Raw genomic sequence first — 19,282 nt, forward strand, 5'->3', positions numbered from 1 at the left:
GCGCGATGGTATGATCACGGCCTCGCCGCGCCTACTGCTGATTATTCGCCTTGCGCGGCCGCTGGAGCCCATCGTGCCCACCTCAAAGCCAATCGGCCTGCGTCAATGGATCTGGCGGGCCTTCGTGCGCAGCGCGCTCATCCCACTGGTGCTGGTGGAGACCGCGTTGATCGCGATCTATCTGCTGACCAACAACGCCATTCGCGACGCTCAGGTCGAGCATCTGCGCGAAACCGCGCTCAACGACCTGCAGGCGGCGGTAAGTCTCGAGTCGCGTCTGATCAGCGAGCAACTCAGCCAGGTCAGCTCCCTGACCCAGTTGTATCGCAATCTCACCGCGCAGACGCTGCAGAGTGAAGCGCCGCAGCAGACGCCCAATCTGGCCCTGAGCGACGACGGGGTGCGCTACAGCCCAAGCGACGACGGCGGCGCCGCCGTGTTCTATTCCAACGCCACTGCCCCCGAGCGGCATGATCTGCAGAAGATCGCCAGGCTGCGGCAGCTGGAGCCGCTGATGAAGGAGATCGAGGCGCGCAACCCGCTGGTCGCCAGCCTCTATTTCAACAGCTGGGATAGCTTCAACCATATCTATCCGTGGTTCTTCACGCTCGATCAGTACCCGGCGGACATGGATATCCCCAAGTACAACTTCTATTACCTGGCAGACGCCAAGCACAACCCGTCGCGCGGCGTAGTGTGGACCGATGTCTACCTCGACCCGGCCGGGCACGGCTGGATGATGTCGGCGACCGCGCCGGTGTACCGCGGCGATTTTCTAGAAGGCGTGGTCGGCATCGACATCACCGTCAGCGGCATCCTCGAGCAGATCGGCCAGGTGCAGGTGCCCTGGGGTGGCTACGCCATGCTGGTCAGCGATGATCTGTCGATCATGGCGCTGCCCGAACCTGGCGAAGCGGATTTCGGCCTGGCCGAGCTGACCGAGCATTCCTATCTTGATGCCATCCGCCGCGAGGTGTTCAAGCCGGAGGATTTCCAGCTCGATCGCCGCCCGGAAACCGCTGAGCTCGCCGCGGCGATCTCCGGGGCCAGCAGCGGCGTACAGCAGGTGATGCTTGGCGGCCGGCCGCAGCTGGTGGCCTGGACCACTGTGGCGCAGACCGGCTGGCACCTGCTGGCGGTGGTCGATGAGGCCGCGATATTTCGCCAAACCAATGCCCTGGCGAGCCGTTATCAGCAGATCGGCTATCTGCTGATCGCCGGGTTGGTGCTGTTCTATATCGGTTTCTTCGCCCTCATGTGGCTGCGCGCACGCCAGCTCAGCGGCGCGCTGCTGACGCCCATCGCCGGCATCTCGCGGATGCTCGGCGAGATTGGCGTCGGCCGCTGGCAGCCGCAGCCGGCCGAGTCGCAGATCCGCGAGCTGGACGAAATGTGCCGTCACACCCAGGACATCGGTAGCCGCCTGGCCTATAGCGAGTCCGAGCGCTGGGAGGCGCAACGACGACTGGAACTGGTGCTGGAAAGCGCAACCGAGAGCCTCTGGGAATATGACATGCCCAACCACCGGCTGCGTATACGCGGCGGTATGGGGACGCGCTTCGGCCTGCCGTCGGGGCAGCTCAGCGATAGCGAGTTCCGTCGCCGTATCCACCCCGACGACTTGCCGCAGGCGCTGGCGCAGATCGAACGCGTCAGCCGCGGGCTGCAGCAGCGCTACGAGGCCGAATACCGCTTCGCCGATACCCAGGGCCACTACCACTGGCTGCTCAGCCGCGGGCGTGTGCTTGAACATGATCCGGATACTGGCGTGGCGAAGATACTCGCCGGTACTCATGTGGATATCGACGCGCTGAAGCGGGTCGAGGAAGAACTACGCGCGGCGACCCTGCAGGCCCAGGCTGCCAGCGAAGCGAAGGGTCGGCTGCTCTCGGGTATCAGCCATGAACTGCGCACGCCGCTCAATGCGATTCTCGGTTTCGCCCAGCTGATGCGCATGGACTGCGACGACGAGAGCCAATCCGAGGCGGCGGAATACCTCGACGAGATCCTGCTTGCCAGTCGCCATCTCAACCAGCTGCTGGGCGAGATTCTCGAGTGGTCCAGCCTGCAGAACGAACCGGCGCAGCTCGAACTGCAGGCGGTGGACGTCTGCAAACTGATGCGCGAGTGCGCCGAACTGGTCTCGCTCGAGGTTCAGCAACGCGGCCTGCATCTGCAATTGCAGTTGCCGGATGAGCCACTGCAGGTGCTTGCCGAGCCGCGTCGGTTGCGCCAGGTGCTGCTCAACCTGCTGTCCAACGCGATGAAGTACAACGTTCCCGATGGCCACATCAGCTTACGTACCGAAACCAGCCCGGGGCATGTGCGGCTGTTGGTCGAGGATACGGGATTGGGCATCGAGCCCGCGCAGCAGGCGCAGGTGTTCGAACCCTTCCAGCGGCTCGGGCGCGAGAACAGCATGATCCAGGGCACCGGCATAGGGCTGTCGCTGTGCCTGGAGTTCGCCCGCCTGATGAACGGCCAGCTGGGACTGCACAGCGAACCTGGCGTCGGCAGCCGTTTCTGGATCGAACTGCCACGCCTGGCGCCTGCTGCGCTGCAGTAGCGCGGGGTACTGGCTGGTCACGCCTTGCGCTATACTGCGCGGCTTTCGCGCGGGCGGCCAAGGTCAGTCCGCGACTGTCCAGGCCACGCTCTTTTGCGTGGTTTGTTGTTCTTGACGCGCCCGCGGGCGCCCAATGAGAGGCACGACGATGAGCGCACTGGTAGGCGTGATCATGGGCTCCAAGTCCGACTGGTCCACCCTGAGCCACACCGCCGACATGCTGGAAAAGCTGGGCATCCCCCATGAAGTGACGGTGGTGTCCGCCCATCGCACCCCGGACCTGCTCTTCCAGTACGCCGAACAGGCCGAAGCCCGCGGGTTGCGCGTGATCATCGCAGGCGCCGGCGGTGCCGCCCATCTGCCGGGCATGTGCGCCGCCAAGACGCACCTGCCGGTGCTCGGCGTGCCGGTGCAGTCCTCGATGCTCTCCGGCGTCGATTCGCTGCTGTCCATCGTGCAGATGCCGGCGGGCGTGCCGGTCGCCACCCTGGCCATCGGCAAGGCCGGCGCGATCAACGCCGCGCTGCTGTCGGCGAGCATCCTCGGTCACGAGTTTCCCGAGTATCACCAGGCACTGAAGAAATTCCGCGACGAGCAGACCCAGACCGTTCTGGACAGCCCGGACCCACGCGTCTGAGCCGACCCTGCCGGCGCGGCGACGCCCGCTGGCGGGTATAAACTTGCTTTCCTGCGCCGCGCGACGCGCGCGCTCGATCTGCCGCCTACTGAAGGGCCGTTGATATGAAAATTGGTGTGATCGGTGGCGGCCAGCTGGGCCGCATGCTGGCCCTGGCGGGCACTCCGCTGGGCATGAGCTTCGCCTTCCTCGACCCGGCACCGGATGCCTGCGCCCAGGCCCTCGGTGAGCACATCCGCGCCGACTACGACGACAAGGATCATCTGCGCCGGCTGGCCGACGAGGTGGATCTGGTGACCTTCGAGTTCGAGAGCGTACCGGCTGAAACCGTGGCCTTTCTCTCGCAGTTCGTGCCCGTCTACCCGAGCGCCGAATCGCTGCGCATCGCCCGTGATCGCTGGTTCGAGAAATCCATGTTCAAGGATCTCGGCATTCCCACCCCGGAGTTCGCCGATATCCAGTCCCAGGCCGACCTCGACGCCGCGGTGGCCAGCATCGGCCTGCCAGCCGTGCTCAAGACCCGCACCCTGGGTTACGACGGCAAGGGCCAGAAGCTGCTGCGCAAGCCGGCCGATGTGAGTAATGCCTTCGCCGAGCTGGGCAGCGTGCCGTGCATTCTCGAGGGCTTCGTGCCCTTCACCGGCGAAGTCTCGCTGATCGCCGTGCGCGGCCGCGACGGCGAAACCTGCTTCTATCCGCTGGTGCACAACAGCCACGAGAGCGGCATCCTGCGGCTGTCGGTGGCCAGTAGTAATCATCCGCTGCAGGCGCTGGCCGAGGATTATGTCGGTCGTGTGCTCAAGCAGCTCGACTACGTTGGCGTGCTGGCCTTCGAGTTCTTCGAGGTCGATGGCGGCCTGAAGGCCAACGAGATCGCCCCGCGCGTGCACAACTCCGGGCACTGGACCATCGAAGGCGCCGAGTGCAGCCAGTTCGAGAACCACCTGCGTGCCGTCGCCGGTCTGCCGCTGGGCTCGACCGCCAAGCTGGGCGAGAGCGCCATGCTCAACTTCATTGGTGAAGTGCCGCCGGTGGAAAAGGTCATCGCCATCGAGGATTGCCATCTGCATCACTACGGCAAGGCCTTCAAGGTCGGACGCAAGGTTGGCCACGCCACCCTGCGCTGCCCCGATCGCGCCACCCTCGACCGGCAGATCACCGCCGTAGAGACGCTGATCCCGCATTCCTGACGCCCGGCCGTCAGGCTTCGGCGAACGGTGACAGAGCCCGCGGGTCCGATTGGTTACCCACCTTTCGGACCTCAGGAGCTTATCCATGGGCATCATCGGCACCATCATCATCGGCCTCATCGTTGGCCTCATCGCGCGTTTCCTCAAGCCCGGCGACGACAGCATGGGCTGGATCATGACCATCCTGCTCGGTATCGGCGGCTCGCTGCTGGCGACCTATGGCGGCCAGGCGCTCGGCCTGTACCAGGCGGGCGAAGGTGCGGGCTTTATCGGCGCGGTGGTCGGTGCGATCATCCTGCTGGTCATCTATGGCATGGTCACCAGCCGCAAACATTGATCCACCGCGGGGGCCGTGTCCTGCGGCCCCGTTTCCTTCTCACGTAGTTGCCTTATGCGAAAATCCCTTCTTTCGCTGCTCTGCTTTCTAGCCTTCGCCTCCCACGCCCAGGCCACGCCGCCCGAACTCGACTGGCTCGAACTGATGCCCTCCGAGGACCGTCAGGCCCTGGAGGAAATGCCCGAGATCGACCACGCGACGCCCGAAGACCTGGGCTTCAGTGATCAGGGCGGGTTGAAGCAGGAGGCTGGTCTGCCCGCGGTGATGTACTCGGCCAAGACCGTCGCCGAACTGAATGGCCGCGAGATCCGTCTGGGTGGCTATCCGGTGCCGCTGGAGAGCGACGCGCGCGGGCGCAGCACCGAATTCTTCCTGGTGCCCTATCCGGGCGCCTGCATCCACGTACCGCCGCCGCCGCCGAACCAGATCGTGCTGGTGCGCTACCCGAAGGGCATCGCCCTTGAGGACATCTACGCCCCGCTGTGGGTCGACGGTCGCCTGCAGATCGAGCCGGTCAGCAACGAGCTGGCCGATGCCGCCTATGCACTGGAAGCGGCGGCAGTCGAACTGGTCGACGAAAGCGACCTCTGAGGCACCGGTCATGGCGCTGCCCACTGAACTCCGTCAGGCGCTACGCGACCTCGCCGCGCACACCGATGGCATCGATCTGCCGGTCTACCAGGCATTCGAACGTGATCCACAGGAGCCGATCATCGGGCTTGGCGAAGCCGATGCGGCTATCTGCTTCTTCGGACGCGACCCAGGCCGCGAGGAGGTCCGCCATGGCGAGCCCTTCATCGGCTCTGGCGGGCAGATCGTCCGCCGCGTGCTCTATCGCCACCTGCATGGCGAGCAGATGCAGGATTTCGAGGCGGGGCGGGCGCTGGGGCGGCACTACTTCTGGATCAACACCGTGCCGTACAAGCCAGTCGGCAACAAGGCCTGGTCGATGGCAGTCAAGCGCCGCTTCCATCCGCTGATGCGCCAGTTGCTGGTGGACAACTGGCGCGGGCGGCACATCATCACCCTCGGGCGCGAGGCGTTCCTCTGGTTCGGCATCGACCAGCCGCGTGAGGCGCGCCAGCGCCTGGAAGACTTCTGGCAGCGTGAAGATCGTTTCACCGCCAGCCTCGACGTTGAGCTGCAGGACGAAAAGGGGCAGGCCCGAACCTTCACCCTGCACCCGCTGCCGCATCCCTCGCCGTTGAACCAGACCTGGTACAAGCGCTTCCCGGACCTGCTCGAGGCGCGCCTGCGCCAGCTCGACGAACAACCAGCGCGCTAGCCGCTGACCTGATTGCTGATCTTGCCGGCCTGCCATGCAGCGACATTGCCCAGCGTGGTGCCGGCGATTGCAGCCAGCGCCTCGTCGGTGAGAAATGCCTGGTGCGCCGTGACGATGACATTGGGAAACGACAGCAGTCGCGCCAGCACATCGTCCTGCAGCGGCAGGCCGGAGTGGTCCTCGAAGAACAGCCCGGCCTCCTCCTCGTAGACGTCCAGGCCCAGATAGCCGAGCTGGCCGCTCTTCAGCGCGCCGATCAGTGCCGGCGTGTCGATCAGCGCGCCACGGCCGGTGTTGATCAGCATGGCGCGCGGCTTCATGGTCGCCAGGCTCTGCTGGTTGATCAGGTGACGGGTCTGCTCGGTCAGCGGGCAGTGCAGGCTGACGATATCACTGCTGGCGAGCAGCTCGTCGAGTGCCACATAACGCATGCCGAGGCGCTCCAGTTCCGGGTTGGGGAAGGGGTCGTAGAGCTGCACCTCGCAGCCGAAACCGAGCATGATCCGCGCGAACACGGCGCCGATCTGCCCGCTGCCGACCACGCCGACCCGCTTGCCCACCAGATCGAAACCGGTCAGCCCCTGCAGCGAGAAATTGCCCTCGCGGGTACGGTTGTAGGCCCGTGGCAGGCGCCGGTTGAGTGCCAGGATCAGCGCCACGGTGTGCTCGGCCACCGCGTGCGGCGAATAGGCCGGCACCCGTACTACCGGCAGGCCGAGGCGCTGGGCACAGGGCAGATCGACGTGGTTGTAGCCGGCCGAACGCAGGGCGATCAGCTGCGTGCCTCCAGCGGCGAGCCTCTCCAGCACGGGCGCCGACAGCACGTCATTGACGAACGGGCAGACCACCTCAGCGCCCGCGGCCAGCGCCACGGTATCGGGATCGAGGCGCGACTCGAGAAATTGCAGCTCGAAGCCATGTGCCTGATTGGCGGCCCGGAAGCTGTCACGGTCGTAGGGCTTGCTGCTGAACAGGGTGATACGCATCGGGAGCCTCGTTGAATAGGGCGACTGCCCACAGGGTGCGGCAGTTGTCGGCCGAGGCCAAGCCGATTCGGAAGGGGATGTACTTCACTGCGTCAGCGCGGTACGCAGTGTCTGCACCTGCCGGATCGCTTTCCTATCTTCTTACGTTACCGTCTGTGCTAGGCGACTGATGCGCGGAGGCCGCGTTAAATAGAGCCATCGGCCCTCAGCATCGAGCGAATCCCGCGCAGCGCCTGGCGGATGCGGCTCTGGTTTTCTATCAGCGCGAAGCGGACGTGATCATCGCCATACTCGCCGAAGCCGATCCCGGGAGAAACCGCGACTTTGGCGTCTGCCATCAGCTTTTTGGCGAACTCCAGCGAACCCAGATGTTGGTATCGCTCGGGTATTTTTGCCCAGACATACATGGTTGCCTTGGGTTGCTCGACCATCCAGCCGATGGCCCGCAATCCTGAAACCAGCACATCTCGACGGGCTTGGTAGGTTTGAGCGATCTCTTTCACGCAGCCCTGGTCCCCCTCCAGCGCCGCTATTGCGGCGACCTGAAGCGGGGTGAACATGCCGTAGTCGTGGTAGCTCTTGATTCGCGCAAGCGCGTTGACGAGTTCGGCATTGCCCACCATGAAACCAACGCGCCATCCGGCCATGTTGTAGCTTTTCGACAGCGTGAAGAATTCGACCGCAACATCCTTGGCGCCAGGCACCTGCATGATCGAAGGGGCTTTCCAGCCATCGAACACGATGTCCGCGTAGGCGAGGTCGTGCACGACCAATATGCCGTACTGCTTGGCGAGCGCGATCACCCGTTCGAAAAAATCGAGCTCGACGCATTGCGCGGTTGGGTTCGACGGAAAGCCAAAGATCATCATCTTCGGTGTTGGAATGGATTCACGAATGGCCCGCTCCAACTCGATGAAAAAGTCCACGCCTGACACAAGTGGAACGGAGCGAACTTGAGCGCCGGCGATCACCGCGCCGTAGATATGGATCGGATAGCTCGGGTTGGGCACGAGCACCGTGTCCCCGGCATCCAGCGTCGCGAGCATCAAGTGCGCCAGCCCTTCCTTGGAGCCGATCGTCACGATTGCCTCGGTTTCCGGATTGATCTCAACGTCGTATCTGCTCTGGTACCACTGGGTGATCGTTCGGCGCAGCCGGGGAATGCCTTTTGAACTCGAATACCCGTGCGTGTCGTCCCGCTGAGCGACCTCGCAGAGCTTTGCCACGATATGTGCTGGCGTCGCGCCGTCCGGGTTACCCATGCTGAGATCGACGATGTCCTCCCCTCTGCGTCTCGCTTCGAGCTTCAGCTCTGCGGTGACATTGAAAACATAAGCAGGAAGGCGATCGATTCGGCTGAACGCCATCTTGGATGGAATGGGGGCTGACTGACTGATATTGGACATTTGGATCTCGAGAATAAAGGCGGATATCTGAGCGGCGTCCGTTTTGCTAACGGCCGAATCCCGGCCCGCCCAGGCGCTTGGCCCAGGACTCAACGGTGCTGGTCCTGATGCGATTTGCCACAATCTTCTGCCAGGAGGGTGGCAATCGAAGCGACTGCAAGCGCACCAGTGCGTCCAGGTCCATCGTGTTGATGTAGAGGAGTTGCAGCACGCTGCGCAGCTGCCACTCGGGGTGTGGACGATCGAGCAGGTTCAGCGTCGCGCCGGCTTCGATGACGCCCGGCTCAAGCACTCGGTAGTACCAGCCAACTTTGCCGCTACGCTGCATTTCGAGTGCTGCGCCCTTGGTGCCAAGCCGATCATCGAGCTTCCAGCAGGGCTGGCGAGTCTGCGAAACCTCCAGCACTGTGGTTCCGCACGAGAGGATGTCGCCCATGCAGATGTTTTCTTCGGTTAGCCCTACGGTCGATAGGTTTTCGCCAAAGGCGCCGGGAGCGCTTAGTAGCGGCCGATCGCCGAACGTTTGCCTCCAGTGGTGATAATGCTCGTACGGGTAGTGGTGGATGGCCTTGTCCGGCCCGCCATGCACACGCCTATCACCTTGCTCGTCACCTTCGAGCCCCTCAAACCCGACCCTGACCGACCCTGTGCGCGGTCTTTTATCGATTCCACTGAAGGTCTCGGGCCGAGTGAATGGCACAGCTGTTCCGGTCATGATGGTTTGAATCTTCCCGAGTAGCATCTATGCGGCTCCGTCAGTTCCTATCCAGCCAGGACGCAAACACCGTCTGCGCGGCCGCGAGCAGTTCGTCTGCGCATGCCTGGGCTTGATCTCTGATGACGCGCGGATCGAGCTTGATGCTGTCGAGCTCACCTGCGTGGCCGACCAGCCAGTGCTCGATACGCTGCGGATTGGCCTCAAGGTGGAATTGCAGGGCGAGAACCGAGTTGCCTACGGAAAACGCATGGTTCGGGCAGGTGTCGGTTGCTGCCAGGCGCGTCGCTCCCGCTGGAATTTCGAACTGATCGCCATGCCAGTGCAGTACCGGCACGCCGCTACTCAAGGGCTCAAGGCAGGACTGCAGACCTTCGTCCGTGAGCGATATCGGCGCAAAGCCAATCTCTTTTCTCCCCATGGGGCCGACGTTGCTGCCCAGTGCTCGTGCTATCAGCTGAGCGCCAAGGCAAACTCCCAGTATTTTCTTGCCGCACTGGAGGCGTTGTTCGACGAATGAGAGGACGGGCTTCAGGAATGGGTACTTCGCTTCGTCGAAAGCCCCTATCGGGCCGCCGAGAACGATGACCAGATCGTGGGCTGACGGATCGAGGCCGGCAAACGAGTCGAGGTTCGCGTCCAGTGTTTCGATCTTGTATCCACGTCCATCAAGAATTTGCTGCAGCGAGCCGAGATCTTCGAAAGCGAGAAAGCGAATGACAAGGGCCGTTTGCATTTATGTACCAATACAATAGAATGAATGTATGAATACAATAGCTAGCGGATCGACCGCTGTCGAGATCGCTGAGTCGATCGAACAGCAAATTCGTTCGGGTTTTTACCCGGATGGCGCCCTGCTGCCTGCCGTCAGATCACTCGCACAGCAGCTTCAAGTCAGCCCAAACACTGTGGCGGCGGCCTATAAGCTGCTGCGTGATGCCGCCCTGATAGTTACCGACGGACGGCGCGGTACGCGTGTGGCGAGCGAGATGCCGACGGCCGAGACGCAAACCACCATTCCGGAAGGTTTGCGGGACATGGCCTCTGGAAATATTGATGGGGCGACGCTCCCAGCGATCGATGCTGGCTGGCTTACAGAGAGTCAGTCCGGCTACGACGTGCAAAGTAACGACCCGCAGCTGCTCGATGTTGCGGGCCGGTGGCTGGCTGAGCAGAGAATTCCCTGTCAGCAGCTGGGCATCTATTCGGGAGCGCTCGACGCCGTAGAGCGCGCGCTTCGCCTGCGTTGCCGGCCAGGAAACAAGGTAATCGTGGAAGATCCTTGCTGGCCGCCAGCGCTGGCATTACTGGCGAGCCTGCGACTCAAGGCGGTTCCCGTCCCCGTAGACGAAGAGGGCGCGATGGTCCCCTCTACTGAAATCCTTCGCTCGGCGGCGGCGGTCATCTTGACGCCGCGTGCGCATAACCCCACCGGCTTTTGCATAAGCAGTCGCCGTTGGACGCAGTGGGTCGACAGGCTTGCAGATGCGCCCGATACGCTGCTCATTCTTGACGATCATTGGGGGCCGCTCAGCGCTGCCGAACCCTTGAACTTCAGTCGTGAGCCTCTTAGCTGGGTCTACGTTGTATCGGTCAGCAAATTCCTGGGGCCTGACCTGCGCGTTTCGGTGGTCACAGGCACGCCCAGCGTGCTCAAGAACATGCACCATCAGCAGACCCTCGGCCCCCGGTGGGTCAGCCTGTTGCTACAAAGGCTTGCAGGGCGCCTCTGGCAAAAGATGCTCGATAGCAGTCGCCTATCGGCAGTGGGGGCTGAGTATTTGCAACGGCGTTCGGCCCTGGTCCAGGGGCTGAACGACTTGGGCATAGCCGTGCCCACTCAGGGGGAGGGCTTGCATGTGTGGCTGCCCGTCTCGGATGAGACCTCTGTGGTCCAGACGCTGGCGTCATTGGGCTGGGCCATTCAAGCAGGCTCGCCGTTCAGGCTGGAAAGCCCGGCGGCTGTACGCATCAGTATCGGCAACCTGAACCCTATCAGCGTGCCCGCTTTGGCGCGCGATGTTGCTCATGCATTGAAGCAGCGTCGCCGAACGGTTAACTGAACGAGTGCAGCAAATCGCCTGGGGCGTTGGGTCACTGCATGCAGAGGCTCAAGTCTTCGGCGAAGCGGGCCGCCTGGTCCGCGTCCATCGTCGAGGCGGTGATACGAATGCCGCGCACCTGCTCTTGCACGGTGAAGCCCGTGCCGCTGCGCACGACCCAGCCCCGCTGGGCCAGATGGAGAATGATCGGTTCGACTTCTTCATCAAGCGGCACCCAGACGTTGAGCCCATCACACGGATGTCCGGCCCGTACACCATGGGTACTCAGTGCGGCGATCAGAAGATCTCGGCGATGCTTGTAGTCCGCTCGAGCGCGTTCGATTTGCGCTCCGACCAGTGGCGAGGTCAGGCAGGTATGAGCGATATCTTGCAGAAGGTGACTCACCCAGGTTGTGCCTGAAGCCAGCCGCAATCGAAGCCGCTGTGACGTTTCTCGATCGCTGCCGATAGCAGCGAGTCGCAGATCCGGGCCAAGCGCTTTGGATACGGACCTGATCAGCGCCCAGCGTCGGCTGGATGCGGGGATGACCTGCTGGAATTGCGCTTCGGATAACAGTGCGAAGTGATCATCTACGAGCACTAGAACCTGAGGGTGTCGTTCAAGCACGGCGCGTATTTGTGCAGCCCGCTCAGCGCTCAAACTCGAGCCGGTAGGGTTGTGAGCGCGAGGGGTGATCAGCACCGCCTGCACGCCCTTCGCCAAGGCAGAATCAAGCCCGTCGGCTTGCAACCCTTGCTCGTCGACAGGTACGCCGACTGCCTGCAAGCCAGCGATGCGCAGCGTGTTGATACTGCTGATGAAACAGGGGCTCTCGACCGCAACCTTGTCGCCGGATACAAGATAGGCGGCCAGCAGGCGCTCAACTGCGTCGACTGCGCCATGGGCCAGGTCGATTTCCGGAGGCGAAGGGCAATCGTCAACCAGCCATCGATAGGCCACGTCCTGAAAGGTCGGATCAACCGGCGCGTCTCCGTAAAGGCGCAGGCGTGACTGCCGTTGTGCCAGTGCGAGCGCCGGGTCAGGTAGCCATAGCGGATTCGGGTTGCCGCTCGATAAATCGGTCAATCGAGAGTGCCCGATGCCTCCTTCCTGCTCACCGGGCCCGGCCGTTTCACAAACCACCGTGCCCAGCCGCCCCCGGGTTTCAGCAACACCCGCAGCGACCAATCGTTTATACGCCGCGGCGACGGTGTTGCGGTTGACGCCGAGTTCCGCTGCCAGCTGACGCACGGGAGGTAGCGACTGACCAGGACTTAGCTGCTGCGCCTGCACTTGGCTTCGTATCGTTTCAAAGATGTCGATTGCGGTCTTGTTTTTAGTTTTCATATTGTCCTATGACAATGTTTACTTGGGCGCAGGACAATCTTACACTTTGCGAAAGCGGTTGCTACCTCAGGCAGCAATCGATCCACGCAGCTTGAGCAGACCGCTTCAGCCGTGGCTCACCCGCAGGGTGCAATGGAGTATGTGTTTGATGGCTGTCAGCATCGATTTCGCCAGCGCGTCGGGTCCGGAGCCGCTTCCACTGGACGTGATTTCGATCCAATCGCAGGTTGTCTACGGATGTGTTGGCAACAGCATCGCAGTGCCCGTACTGAATGCCGGCGGTCTCTCCGTGGGGGCCATACCCACCGTCTTGCTCAGCAATACTCCTCACTACTCCACCTGCCATGGCGGTGCGCTTCCGACTAGCTGGTTCGCTGGCTACCTCAAAGATCTGGAAGCCCGGGACGCGCTGCGCTCGGTAAGAACCGTGCTGGTGGGCTATCTGGGCAGCACAACACAGGCGGCGGTGCTTGCGCGTTGGCTGGGCACGGTACTGGAGAGGTACCCCGACATACGGGTTCAGTTGGACCCCGTTCTTGGTGATGATGACTGCGGCATGTATGTAGAGCCGGCCATGGTCAGTGCCTTTCAGACTCATTTGCTTCGGTTCGCCCATGGCCTGACACCCAATGCATTCGAGCTGGCTCGGCTATCCGGCCGCCGTGTCGAGACCGTTGAACAGGTTATCGATGCCGCACGCAGCCTGCTGATCGGGCGTACCCAGTGGGTCGTCGTCACCAGTGCCGCTCAACATGAGTGGCCAAGCGAACGTATGTACGTGGTGGTGGTGACGAAAAGAGTCTGCAGAGGTGATCGAGCACGAGCGAGTCAGCGTATCGCCCAAGGGCACCGGCGATTTCTTCAGTGCAGCTCTGGCCGCCGCATTGCTGCGGGGGTTGGAGCTTACCCACGCCGTCAAGTTTGCCTGCCGCCAAGTCATTGATTCCCTTGCCCTTACACGCCAAAGCAATTCGGCTGAGCTGCGCTTGCCAGCATTTGGCTCCTCTCTCTTCGCCAAGGAATGACTCCATGCCCGTCTATCGTCTGAACATTCGCCGTGATCAAAAGCATCTAGGTCATTTTGAGTCCGATGCGCCATGGGCCTTGGAGGCCGTACAAGACATCGCTCAACGTCTGCCTGCGGCCGAGGGCTATTGCATCGAGATGCAGGTATCCGATGGCGAACGCCGCTACCTGGAGGTCGGGCCCAGCGGAATCCGAGTACTGGGTACGGAGCGCAGCTTCAGGCCCGTAACGCAGCGTTCAGCGCTTCTCTCGCCAGTGGAGTGACGGGGCATGGACGATCAAATCTCTCATCTGATGAATGCCTATGCCAGGCAGCCGGTTTACTTCACCCGCGGGCAGGGCGCCCGCCTTTGGGACACACACGGGCGCGAATACCTCGATGCGATTGCGGGAGTTGCCGTAACCAATCTCGGTCACTCTCACCCTGAAATAACCGCCGCCATTGCCGATCAGGCGGGTCGTTTGATGCATACCTCGAATCTGTTCGGCATCGAGTGGCAGGACTCGCTCGGTTCAAGGCTTTGTGCGATCTCTGGAATGCGTCGGGCGTTTTTCTGCAATTCAGGCGCGGAAGCCAACGAGACCGCATTGAAGCTGGCTCGCTTGCACGCAACCCGCCGAGGCGAAGCCCAGCCGGTCGTGCTGGTCATGGAGAGCAGTTTTCACGGTCGTACACTTGCGACGTTGGCTGCAACCGGTAACCCAAGCGTACATCGGGGCTTCGAGCCGCTTATGCCAGGGTTCATGCGGGTGCCCTACGCAGACATCGACGCAGTCCGGGCACTCGCATCGCAGTTGCCCAATATCGTCGCTGTGCTGGTTGAGGCCGTTCAAGGCGAGAGTGGCGTACGCATCGCGCCAACGCACTATATGCGGGCTCTGCGAGACCTTTGCACGACGAACGATTGGCTGTTTATGGTCGATGAGGTGCAGACGGGGTTCGGGCGGACGGGGGCATGGTTTGGCTACCAGCATGCGGGATTGCTGCCGGACGTGATCACCTTGGCCAAGGGCCTTGGCAACGGCTATCCGATTGGTGCGTGTTTAGCCAGAGGTGTCGCGGCGGAACTCTTTTCGCCTGGTCACCACGGTTCGACCTTTGGCGGAAACCCAATGGCTTGTCGAATCGGCTGCACCGTGGTCGATGTGATGGAGCGAGATCGCATACCGCAACGTGCGAGAGTCATGGGGCAGCGCCTGGAAGGCGCTCTTCGCCAGGGGCTCGCGGGGTGTGAAGGCGTTGTAGCGATTCGCGCGCTCGGTCTGATGGTAGGCATCGAACTGGATCGCCCATGTACCGAGCTTTTGACCTGCGCATTGAAAGATGAAGCCCTGCTGATCAGCGTCTCGCGGGAGCGGACGATCCGCCTGCTACCGCCGTTGATCTGCTCCGAAGCGGAGATCGATGAAATAGCCGCTCGCCTGTCTCGCCTGGTTTGGCAGTGGTCGCGGCGCTGCGTCAGCCAGTGCGTAAGGGATGCGGTGTGAGCAAGCTTACCCCGCATCGCCGGATTCTCGCCGGCGTCTTGTGCCAGGGTGCTATGAGGCAACGCAGCCTGGCCCGCCGCCGAAGCTCGATACAAGGAGCTGCACTTGCCTACGGCGCTGAAGCGCATGTTAGATGTCGCAGGTCCGGGGTCTCCGCCGAGCTGCCAATGAGTACGGTCGGCTGGCTTAGCCTGCTTACCGTTGGCCAACAGCGTTTTCCGGCGGACAAATGCCGCGTATCTGTCTCCGCTACACCCCTCAGCCCCTCGTCTGATGCGGGTCGGCACTGCGCGGGTAGGTGCGCTCCTCCTGGATGGTGCCGTCCTTCTTGTGAATCTTCACCGAGGCCGTTTTGCCTTCGAGGAAGGTAGCGGTCACCTGCAGCATCTCGTCCTTGGTCGCAGCGGTCTTCGAAGCGCGGGTCGCCCCCTGCTTGCGCAGTTCCCAACCGTTATCGGTGGCGTTGATGTGGTAGTTGTCCATGCGTGCCTCCTCTGACGTGATGCAGGTTTAGAGGGCCGTCAGCCGGGGCGGTTCGCCGAGTCGCGCACTGGCGGCGTGCAGGCTGATAGCCTGTACGGCCAGCCCTCGCGGAGCACCTCATGCACACACACGCCCGATTGCGCGCCATCATCACGACCGACCCGCTGCGCATGCGGGTGCTCGATCTTGTGAAGGCGCTCGCCCTGCCGGATTGCTGGGTGGCTGCAGGTTTCGTGCGCAGTGCGGTGTGGGATCACCTGCATGGACGTGACAGCAGCCCGCTGCCTGCGGATATCGATGTCATCTGGTTCGACCCCGACCGGCCCGACAAGGCGCTGGATACCGGGCTAGAGGCGGCACTGCGGCGCTCGGACGGCTCGCTCAACTGGTCGGTGAAGAACCAGGCCCGCATGCACCTGCACAACGCGGATCAGCCCTACCGGTCGGCAGTGGACGCGATGACCCACTGGCCGGAAACGGCCACTGCAGTCGGAGTGAGGCTGGAAGCGCTGGAGGAGATCGAGGTGGCGGCCCCGCTGGGGCTGGACGATCTGTTCGATCTGATCGTCCGACCCACGGCGGCCTTTCGTGCCGGCAAGCGACAGGTCTATCTGGAGCGCCTGGCCGCGAAGGGCTGGTCTGAAACCTGGCCAGGCCTGCGCATTCTGCAGGACTGACCGGCAGCGCCGTTCTGCGGGCTAGATGAACGCCTGCCGCGCTACGCCACGGGGCAGGCGATTGCGCCCCGGCAGCTGCTCCAGGCGCTTCTGCCATTCGGCGCGTGCGGACAGGACTGAAGCCGGCTTCGCTGTCGTTGCGGGTGCAGTCGGGGCGGTCTTTACCGGCGCTGCGGGCGCACTCGCTGCAGTTTTCGCTGCCGCTGTGGGGGCCGTCGTTGCCGTCTTCGCCACGGCTGCAGGTGCACCCGCCGTGGTCTTCGCCGCCTTCGCGGCAGCCCTCAGTTCGGCGAGGCTCGGTGTCTTGCGTACAGGCTCGCTCACAGCCTTTTCCACGCTGCGCAGGCACAGCTTGCAGGAAACCTGAGCGGCATCGCCGGAACTGTTGAGGCTTGAGCCGGTGCGCCCGCATGCGACATTCCCATTGGGCGCGGAATAGTGAATCACCACCGTACTGTCTCCTGAATTTCGGGGCGCGGGATTCTACACGCCTGGTCCACCCAGGCAATGCCGGTGGTAGAAACTCAGGGGGCAGCCGTCCGTGCGCCGACGCCAGCCGGTTGCAGCGCGTCGATGCCCGGTGAGGTCATGCCGACGAGGTTGGGCATGTCCGTACGGATGATTTCGGCGAACAGGCGCAGCTTGGCGGGATAGCTGCGCGCGTGCGGGTAGATGAGGTAGACGGGCAGGGGAGCGGCTCGCCACTGCGGCACGAGCTGGATCAGCCGGCCTTCTTCGATGTCCTGCGCAACCACCCAGGCGGAGCTGACGCACGCGCCAAGCCCTGCCAGCGCCGCACTGCGCAGGGCGTAGAGGCTGTCCGTGCTCATGCGTGGCTGGATCGCGAAGCGATGCGAGCGCCCGTCCGCCTGGCAGGTCAGTACGACCTCGTCGGTGTAGTAGGTCCGCAGGGCCAACCAGGGCAGACGCTGGAGTTGCTCGGTGGTGCTCGGCAGCGGGCCGTCGCCAGCCAGCGACGGATGGGTCACCACAATGCGCGGGACTTCGCCGAGGCGGATGGCAATGACGGACGGGTCCTCGATGACGCCCACCTGGATGGCGCAATCGATTCCCTCGGCCGTGAAGTTGGGCGAGCGATCATGCAATACCCATTCGACGCTGACGTTTGGGTAGCGCGACAGGTACTTGCCGAGCGGAGCGATCAACTGGTCCTGGCCGAAGGCGTGCGGGACCTGCACCCGAAGCGTGCCGCGCGGGTCGTCACGCGCGCCGAGCAGCTCGGCTTCCATCTCGCTCCAGCTTTCGAGGACCTGTCGGGCGAAACCGTAGCAACGCTTACCATCACCGGTGAGCTGCATGCGGTGGGTCGAGCGATTGAGCAGTTGCAGGCCGAGCGACCGCTCCAGCGCCTGCAGCCGGCGGCTGACCGTGGGTTGGGTGGTGCCCAGTTGCGCCGCCGCCGCCGAGAGACTGCCGGCATCGACGATTCTGATGAACGTGCGCAAGAGATCGATGCGATCGATGCCAGCCGTCGAGTAGTCGTTCATACGTGTCTCGCATGACGGATCTGCAGATGAGGCTACTACAGCAGTCGATCATGCGCATGGAGAATGACCAGACACTGTTCGGACCAGGACCCTTCTCATGACTTCCTCATATTCATCCCCGGCGCTCGCCAACAGCTCGGGTCTGCTCTCGTCTGGGCTTGTTCTGCTCCTGGCATCAGGCGCCGGCTTCAGCGTCGCGACGCTCTATTACAGCCAGCCGATCCTCGGTGTGCTCGGTGCGGAGATCCAGGCCAGCGAAGGCGCTGTCGGCATGGTTCCGATGCTGACGCAGCTTGGCTATGCGCTCGGCATTCTGCTCCTGGCGCCGCTGGGTGACCGTTATGACCGGCGCGGGATCATTCTGGCGAAGGCGGTGCTGCTCATGCTGGCTCTGCTGCTCGGCAGCATCGCGCCGGGCGTCAGTACATTGCTCGCTGCGAGCCTGGTGATCGGCCTTGCCGCGACCTTGGCACAGGACATAGTTCCAGCGGCCGCGACCCTGGCGCCCGAATCGCAACGCGGCAGGGTCGTGGGCACGGTCATGACCGGCCTGCTGCTGGGCATTCTGCTCTCGCGGGTCATGAGCGGCCTGATCGCCGAGCAACTCGGCTGGCGTGCCGTTTATGCGCTCGCGGCTGGCTCGATTGGCTTGATCGGGCTCGCCGCCTGGCGCGGGTTGCCACGGTTCTCCCCGACCACGTCGCTGGGCTACGGCGCCTTGCTCGGCTCCATGCTCAAACTCTGGTCGCTACATCCGTCCCTGCGCCGCGCGGCCGTTTCCCAGGGCCTGTTGTCCGTTGCCTTCAGTGCATTCTGGTCGACGCTTGCCGTCATGCTGCATGCCGATTTCGGACTCGGTAGCGCCGCGGCCGGCGCGTTTGGCCTGGCAGGTGCCGCTGGCGCACTCGCCGCACCCTTGGCCGGTCGCCTGGCCGATCGCCGCGGACCGGAGCGCGTGACACGCCTGGGCGCGGCCCTGACTGCCGCATCCTTCGCTGCCCTCGGCTTGGTCGGAGTGGTGCCGCCGGAGATCCAGCTGGGCGTGATCGTGGTGGCCGCCATCGGCTTTGATTTCGGCATCCAGGCGACCTTGGTCGCTCATCAGACCATCGTCTACGGCATCGACCCGCCGGCGCGCAGTCGCTTGAATGCTGTGCTGTTTACCGGTGTTTTCGTAGGGATGGCGACCGGCGCGGGACTGGGCAGCCTGGCGCTTGGACAATGGGGCTGGAATGGCGTGGTCGTGCTGGCGACCCTGGCATCCATAGGCGCACTGGCGGCGCGTCTTGTACGACGGGTTGCACCTTGACCGCCACCGAGCTTGGCCGATGCCGCAGATGCGCGTCGCTACGTGCATCTGCGGCATCTCCTCGCAAGCTGCTCGGCTGAATTGGTCGCCGGAGTATTGCGAGCTCAGCCTAAAACGAAAAAGGCCCGCATTTCTGCGAGCCTTCAAATCGTGGATTCGAACCCGAACCACTGATTACAAGGTATTTAGCTTTAATCTAAACATCAGCGACTTAGCCAGACCTTTTCTTACGTTCCGCGTCCACTGAAAAGCTGCTGGGAAATGCCTTGCTCAGGCTTT

At 63.1% G+C, this 19,282-nt stretch carries 20 protein-coding genes and 1 pseudogene; 13 read left to right on the forward strand and 8 right to left on the reverse strand.

Features of this window, described 5'->3' with window-relative positions; all coding sequences use genetic code 11:
- Nucleotides 1–73: 73 nt before the first annotated feature.
- The 6 genes from CW305_RS16230 (at nucleotide 74) to CW305_RS16255 (ending at nucleotide 6,015) form a co-directional block, all read left to right on the forward strand.
- Complete coding sequence (locus tag CW305_RS16230) at nucleotides 74–2,566, forward strand: sensor histidine kinase (RefSeq protein WP_104098431.1); 2,493 nt, start codon at nucleotides 74–76, stop codon at nucleotides 2,564–2,566.
- 148 nt (nucleotides 2,567–2,714) lie between these two features.
- Complete coding sequence (purE, locus tag CW305_RS16235) at nucleotides 2,715–3,203, forward strand: 5-(carboxyamino)imidazole ribonucleotide mutase (RefSeq protein WP_014822018.1); 489 nt, start codon at nucleotides 2,715–2,717, stop codon at nucleotides 3,201–3,203.
- Between the two features lie 104 nt (nucleotides 3,204–3,307).
- On the forward strand, nucleotides 3,308–4,393 hold the full coding sequence (locus tag CW305_RS16240; protein WP_090522701.1) for a 5-(carboxyamino)imidazole ribonucleotide synthase: 1,086 nt from the start codon (nucleotides 3,308–3,310) through the stop codon (nucleotides 4,391–4,393).
- 85 nt (nucleotides 4,394–4,478) lie between these two features.
- On the forward strand, nucleotides 4,479–4,730 hold the full coding sequence (locus CW305_RS16245) for a GlsB/YeaQ/YmgE family stress response membrane protein (protein ID WP_003297756.1): 252 nt from the start codon (nucleotides 4,479–4,481) through the stop codon (nucleotides 4,728–4,730).
- Between the two features lie 54 nt (nucleotides 4,731–4,784).
- The gene (locus CW305_RS16250) at nucleotides 4,785–5,321 is read left to right on the forward strand and encodes a DUF3299 domain-containing protein (protein WP_104098405.1); all 537 of its coding nucleotides are present in this window, start codon (nucleotides 4,785–4,787) and stop codon (nucleotides 5,319–5,321) included.
- A 10-nt stretch (nucleotides 5,322–5,331) separates the two neighbouring features.
- Entirely contained in the window at nucleotides 5,332–6,015 is a 684-nt protein-coding gene (locus CW305_RS16255; protein WP_104098406.1) for a uracil-DNA glycosylase family protein, read from the forward strand.
- Here the strand turns inward: CW305_RS16255 and CW305_RS16260 are convergent.
- The 4 genes from CW305_RS16260 to CW305_RS16275 form a co-directional block, all read right to left on the reverse strand.
- Complete coding sequence (locus tag CW305_RS16260) at nucleotides 6,012–7,001, reverse strand: 2-hydroxyacid dehydrogenase (RefSeq protein WP_104098407.1); 990 nt, start codon at nucleotides 6,999–7,001, stop codon at nucleotides 6,012–6,014. The genes CW305_RS16255 and CW305_RS16260 overlap by 4 nt on opposite strands.
- Nucleotides 7,002–7,186: 185 nt before the next feature.
- Nucleotides 7,187–8,407, reverse strand: coding sequence for an alanine transaminase (gene alaC / locus CW305_RS16265; protein ID WP_281257311.1), 1,221 nt, complete (start codon nucleotides 8,405–8,407; stop codon nucleotides 7,187–7,189).
- Nucleotides 8,408–8,453: 46 nt separating this feature from the next.
- A complete protein-coding gene (locus tag CW305_RS16270; RefSeq protein ID WP_104098408.1) occupies nucleotides 8,454–9,149 on the reverse strand; it encodes an MOSC domain-containing protein in 696 nt (231 codons plus the stop codon).
- A 13-nt stretch (nucleotides 9,150–9,162) separates the two neighbouring features.
- Nucleotides 9,163–9,858: a glutamine amidotransferase gene (locus CW305_RS16275; RefSeq protein ID WP_104098409.1), complete on the reverse strand. Its 696-nt coding sequence runs from the start codon at nucleotides 9,856–9,858 to the stop codon at nucleotides 9,163–9,165.
- Nucleotides 9,859–9,886: 28 nt separating this feature from the next.
- On the opposite strand from CW305_RS16275, the gene CW305_RS16280 reads away from it, so the two are divergent.
- Nucleotides 9,887–11,185 (forward strand): aminotransferase class I/II-fold pyridoxal phosphate-dependent enzyme, encoded by a 1,299-nt coding sequence (locus CW305_RS16280; protein ID WP_104098410.1) that lies wholly within the window; start codon nucleotides 9,887–9,889, stop codon nucleotides 11,183–11,185.
- A gap of 31 nt (nucleotides 11,186–11,216) precedes the next feature.
- On the opposite strand, the gene ptsJ is transcribed toward CW305_RS16280, so the two are convergent.
- Nucleotides 11,217–12,512 carry a MocR-like B6 salvage transcription factor PtsJ gene (ptsJ, locus tag CW305_RS16285; RefSeq protein ID WP_104098411.1) on the reverse strand — a complete coding sequence of 432 codons (1,296 nt, stop codon included), beginning with the start codon at nucleotides 12,510–12,512 and terminating at the stop codon, nucleotides 11,217–11,219.
- Between the two features lie 148 nt (nucleotides 12,513–12,660).
- Here ptsJ and CW305_RS16290 point away from each other — a divergent pair.
- The 4 genes and pseudogenes from CW305_RS16290 to CW305_RS16300 form a co-directional block, all read left to right on the forward strand.
- Nucleotides 12,661–13,293, forward strand: a pseudogene (locus CW305_RS16290) (bifunctional hydroxymethylpyrimidine kinase/phosphomethylpyrimidine kinase); the annotation flags it as partial.
- Between the two features lie 28 nt (nucleotides 13,294–13,321).
- Nucleotides 13,322–13,537, forward strand: coding sequence for a PfkB family carbohydrate kinase (locus tag CW305_RS23995; protein ID WP_425444916.1), 216 nt, complete (start codon nucleotides 13,322–13,324; stop codon nucleotides 13,535–13,537).
- A gap of 4 nt (nucleotides 13,538–13,541) precedes the next feature.
- The gene (locus CW305_RS16295) at nucleotides 13,542–13,802 is read left to right on the forward strand and encodes a hypothetical protein (protein ID WP_042923736.1); all 261 of its coding nucleotides are present in this window, start codon (nucleotides 13,542–13,544) and stop codon (nucleotides 13,800–13,802) included.
- 6 nt (nucleotides 13,803–13,808) lie between these two features.
- The gene (locus CW305_RS16300) at nucleotides 13,809–15,026 is read left to right on the forward strand and encodes an aspartate aminotransferase family protein (RefSeq protein ID WP_104098412.1); all 1,218 of its coding nucleotides are present in this window, start codon (nucleotides 13,809–13,811) and stop codon (nucleotides 15,024–15,026) included.
- A gap of 258 nt (nucleotides 15,027–15,284) precedes the next feature.
- Here the strand turns inward: CW305_RS16300 and CW305_RS16305 are convergent, their stop codons facing one another.
- Nucleotides 15,285–15,509 carry a DUF2188 domain-containing protein gene (locus tag CW305_RS16305; protein ID WP_014822005.1) on the reverse strand — a complete coding sequence of 75 codons (225 nt, stop codon included), beginning with the start codon at nucleotides 15,507–15,509 and terminating at the stop codon, nucleotides 15,285–15,287.
- A gap of 119 nt (nucleotides 15,510–15,628) precedes the next feature.
- On the opposite strand from CW305_RS16305, the gene CW305_RS16310 reads away from it, so the two are divergent.
- On the forward strand, nucleotides 15,629–16,186 hold the full coding sequence (locus tag CW305_RS16310; RefSeq protein WP_104098413.1) for a nucleotidyltransferase family protein: 558 nt from the start codon (nucleotides 15,629–15,631) through the stop codon (nucleotides 16,184–16,186).
- A gap of 21 nt (nucleotides 16,187–16,207) precedes the next feature.
- Here the strand turns inward: CW305_RS16310 and CW305_RS23765 are convergent, their stop codons facing one another.
- Nucleotides 16,208–16,636 carry a hypothetical protein gene (locus CW305_RS23765; RefSeq protein WP_014822003.1) on the reverse strand — a complete coding sequence of 143 codons (429 nt, stop codon included), beginning with the start codon at nucleotides 16,634–16,636 and terminating at the stop codon, nucleotides 16,208–16,210.
- A 74-nt stretch (nucleotides 16,637–16,710) separates the two neighbouring features.
- The gene (locus tag CW305_RS16320) at nucleotides 16,711–17,694 is read right to left on the reverse strand and encodes a LysR family transcriptional regulator (protein WP_104098414.1); all 984 of its coding nucleotides are present in this window, start codon (nucleotides 17,692–17,694) and stop codon (nucleotides 16,711–16,713) included.
- A gap of 97 nt (nucleotides 17,695–17,791) precedes the next feature.
- Between CW305_RS16320 and CW305_RS16325 the strand changes: the two genes are divergently transcribed.
- Nucleotides 17,792–19,003 carry an MFS transporter gene (locus CW305_RS16325; RefSeq protein WP_104098415.1) on the forward strand — a complete coding sequence of 404 codons (1,212 nt, stop codon included), beginning with the start codon at nucleotides 17,792–17,794 and terminating at the stop codon, nucleotides 19,001–19,003.
- Nucleotides 19,004–19,282 lie beyond the last annotated feature (279 nt).

It is taken from the genome of Stutzerimonas kunmingensis (assembly GCF_002929225.1).
Taxonomy (GTDB): Bacteria; Pseudomonadota; Gammaproteobacteria; order Pseudomonadales; family Pseudomonadaceae; genus Stutzerimonas.

Bases quoted from the DNA above. Each gene is read 5' to 3' on its own strand.
- purE (WP_014822018.1), top strand. From the start codon at position 2,715: ATGAGCGCACTGGTAGGCGTGATCATGGGCTCCAAGTCCGACTGGTCC.
- CW305_RS16240 (WP_090522701.1), top strand. From the start codon at position 3,308: ATGAAAATTGGTGTGATCGGTGGCGGCCAGCTGGGCCGCATGCTGGCC.
- CW305_RS16245 (WP_003297756.1), top strand. From the start codon at position 4,479: ATGGGCATCATCGGCACCATCATCATCGGCCTCATCGTTGGCCTCATC.
- CW305_RS16250 (WP_104098405.1), top strand. From the start codon at position 4,785: ATGCGAAAATCCCTTCTTTCGCTGCTCTGCTTTCTAGCCTTCGCCTCC.
- CW305_RS16255 (WP_104098406.1), top strand. From the start codon at position 5,332: ATGGCGCTGCCCACTGAACTCCGTCAGGCGCTACGCGACCTCGCCGCG.
- CW305_RS16260 (WP_104098407.1), bottom strand. From the start codon at position 7,001: ATGCGTATCACCCTGTTCAGCAGCAAGCCCTACGACCGTGACAGCTTC.
- alaC (WP_281257311.1), bottom strand. From the start codon at position 8,407: ATGTCCAATATCAGTCAGTCAGCCCCCATTCCATCCAAGATGGCGTTC.
- CW305_RS16270 (WP_104098408.1), bottom strand. From the start codon at position 9,149: ATGCTACTCGGGAAGATTCAAACCATCATGACCGGAACAGCTGTGCCA.
- CW305_RS16275 (WP_104098409.1), bottom strand. From the start codon at position 9,858: ATGCAAACGGCCCTTGTCATTCGCTTTCTCGCTTTCGAAGATCTCGGC.
- CW305_RS16280 (WP_104098410.1), top strand. From the start codon at position 9,887: ATGAATACAATAGCTAGCGGATCGACCGCTGTCGAGATCGCTGAGTCG.
- ptsJ (WP_104098411.1), bottom strand. From the start codon at position 12,512: ATGAAAACTAAAAACAAGACCGCAATCGACATCTTTGAAACGATACGA.
- CW305_RS16295 (WP_042923736.1), top strand. From the start codon at position 13,542: ATGCCCGTCTATCGTCTGAACATTCGCCGTGATCAAAAGCATCTAGGT.
- CW305_RS16300 (WP_104098412.1), top strand. From the start codon at position 13,809: ATGGACGATCAAATCTCTCATCTGATGAATGCCTATGCCAGGCAGCCG.
- CW305_RS16305 (WP_014822005.1), bottom strand. From the start codon at position 15,509: ATGGACAACTACCACATCAACGCCACCGATAACGGTTGGGAACTGCGC.
- CW305_RS16310 (WP_104098413.1), top strand. From the start codon at position 15,629: ATGCACACACACGCCCGATTGCGCGCCATCATCACGACCGACCCGCTG.
- CW305_RS16320 (WP_104098414.1), bottom strand. From the start codon at position 17,694: ATGAACGACTACTCGACGGCTGGCATCGATCGCATCGATCTCTTGCGC.
- CW305_RS16325 (WP_104098415.1), top strand. From the start codon at position 17,792: ATGACTTCCTCATATTCATCCCCGGCGCTCGCCAACAGCTCGGGTCTG.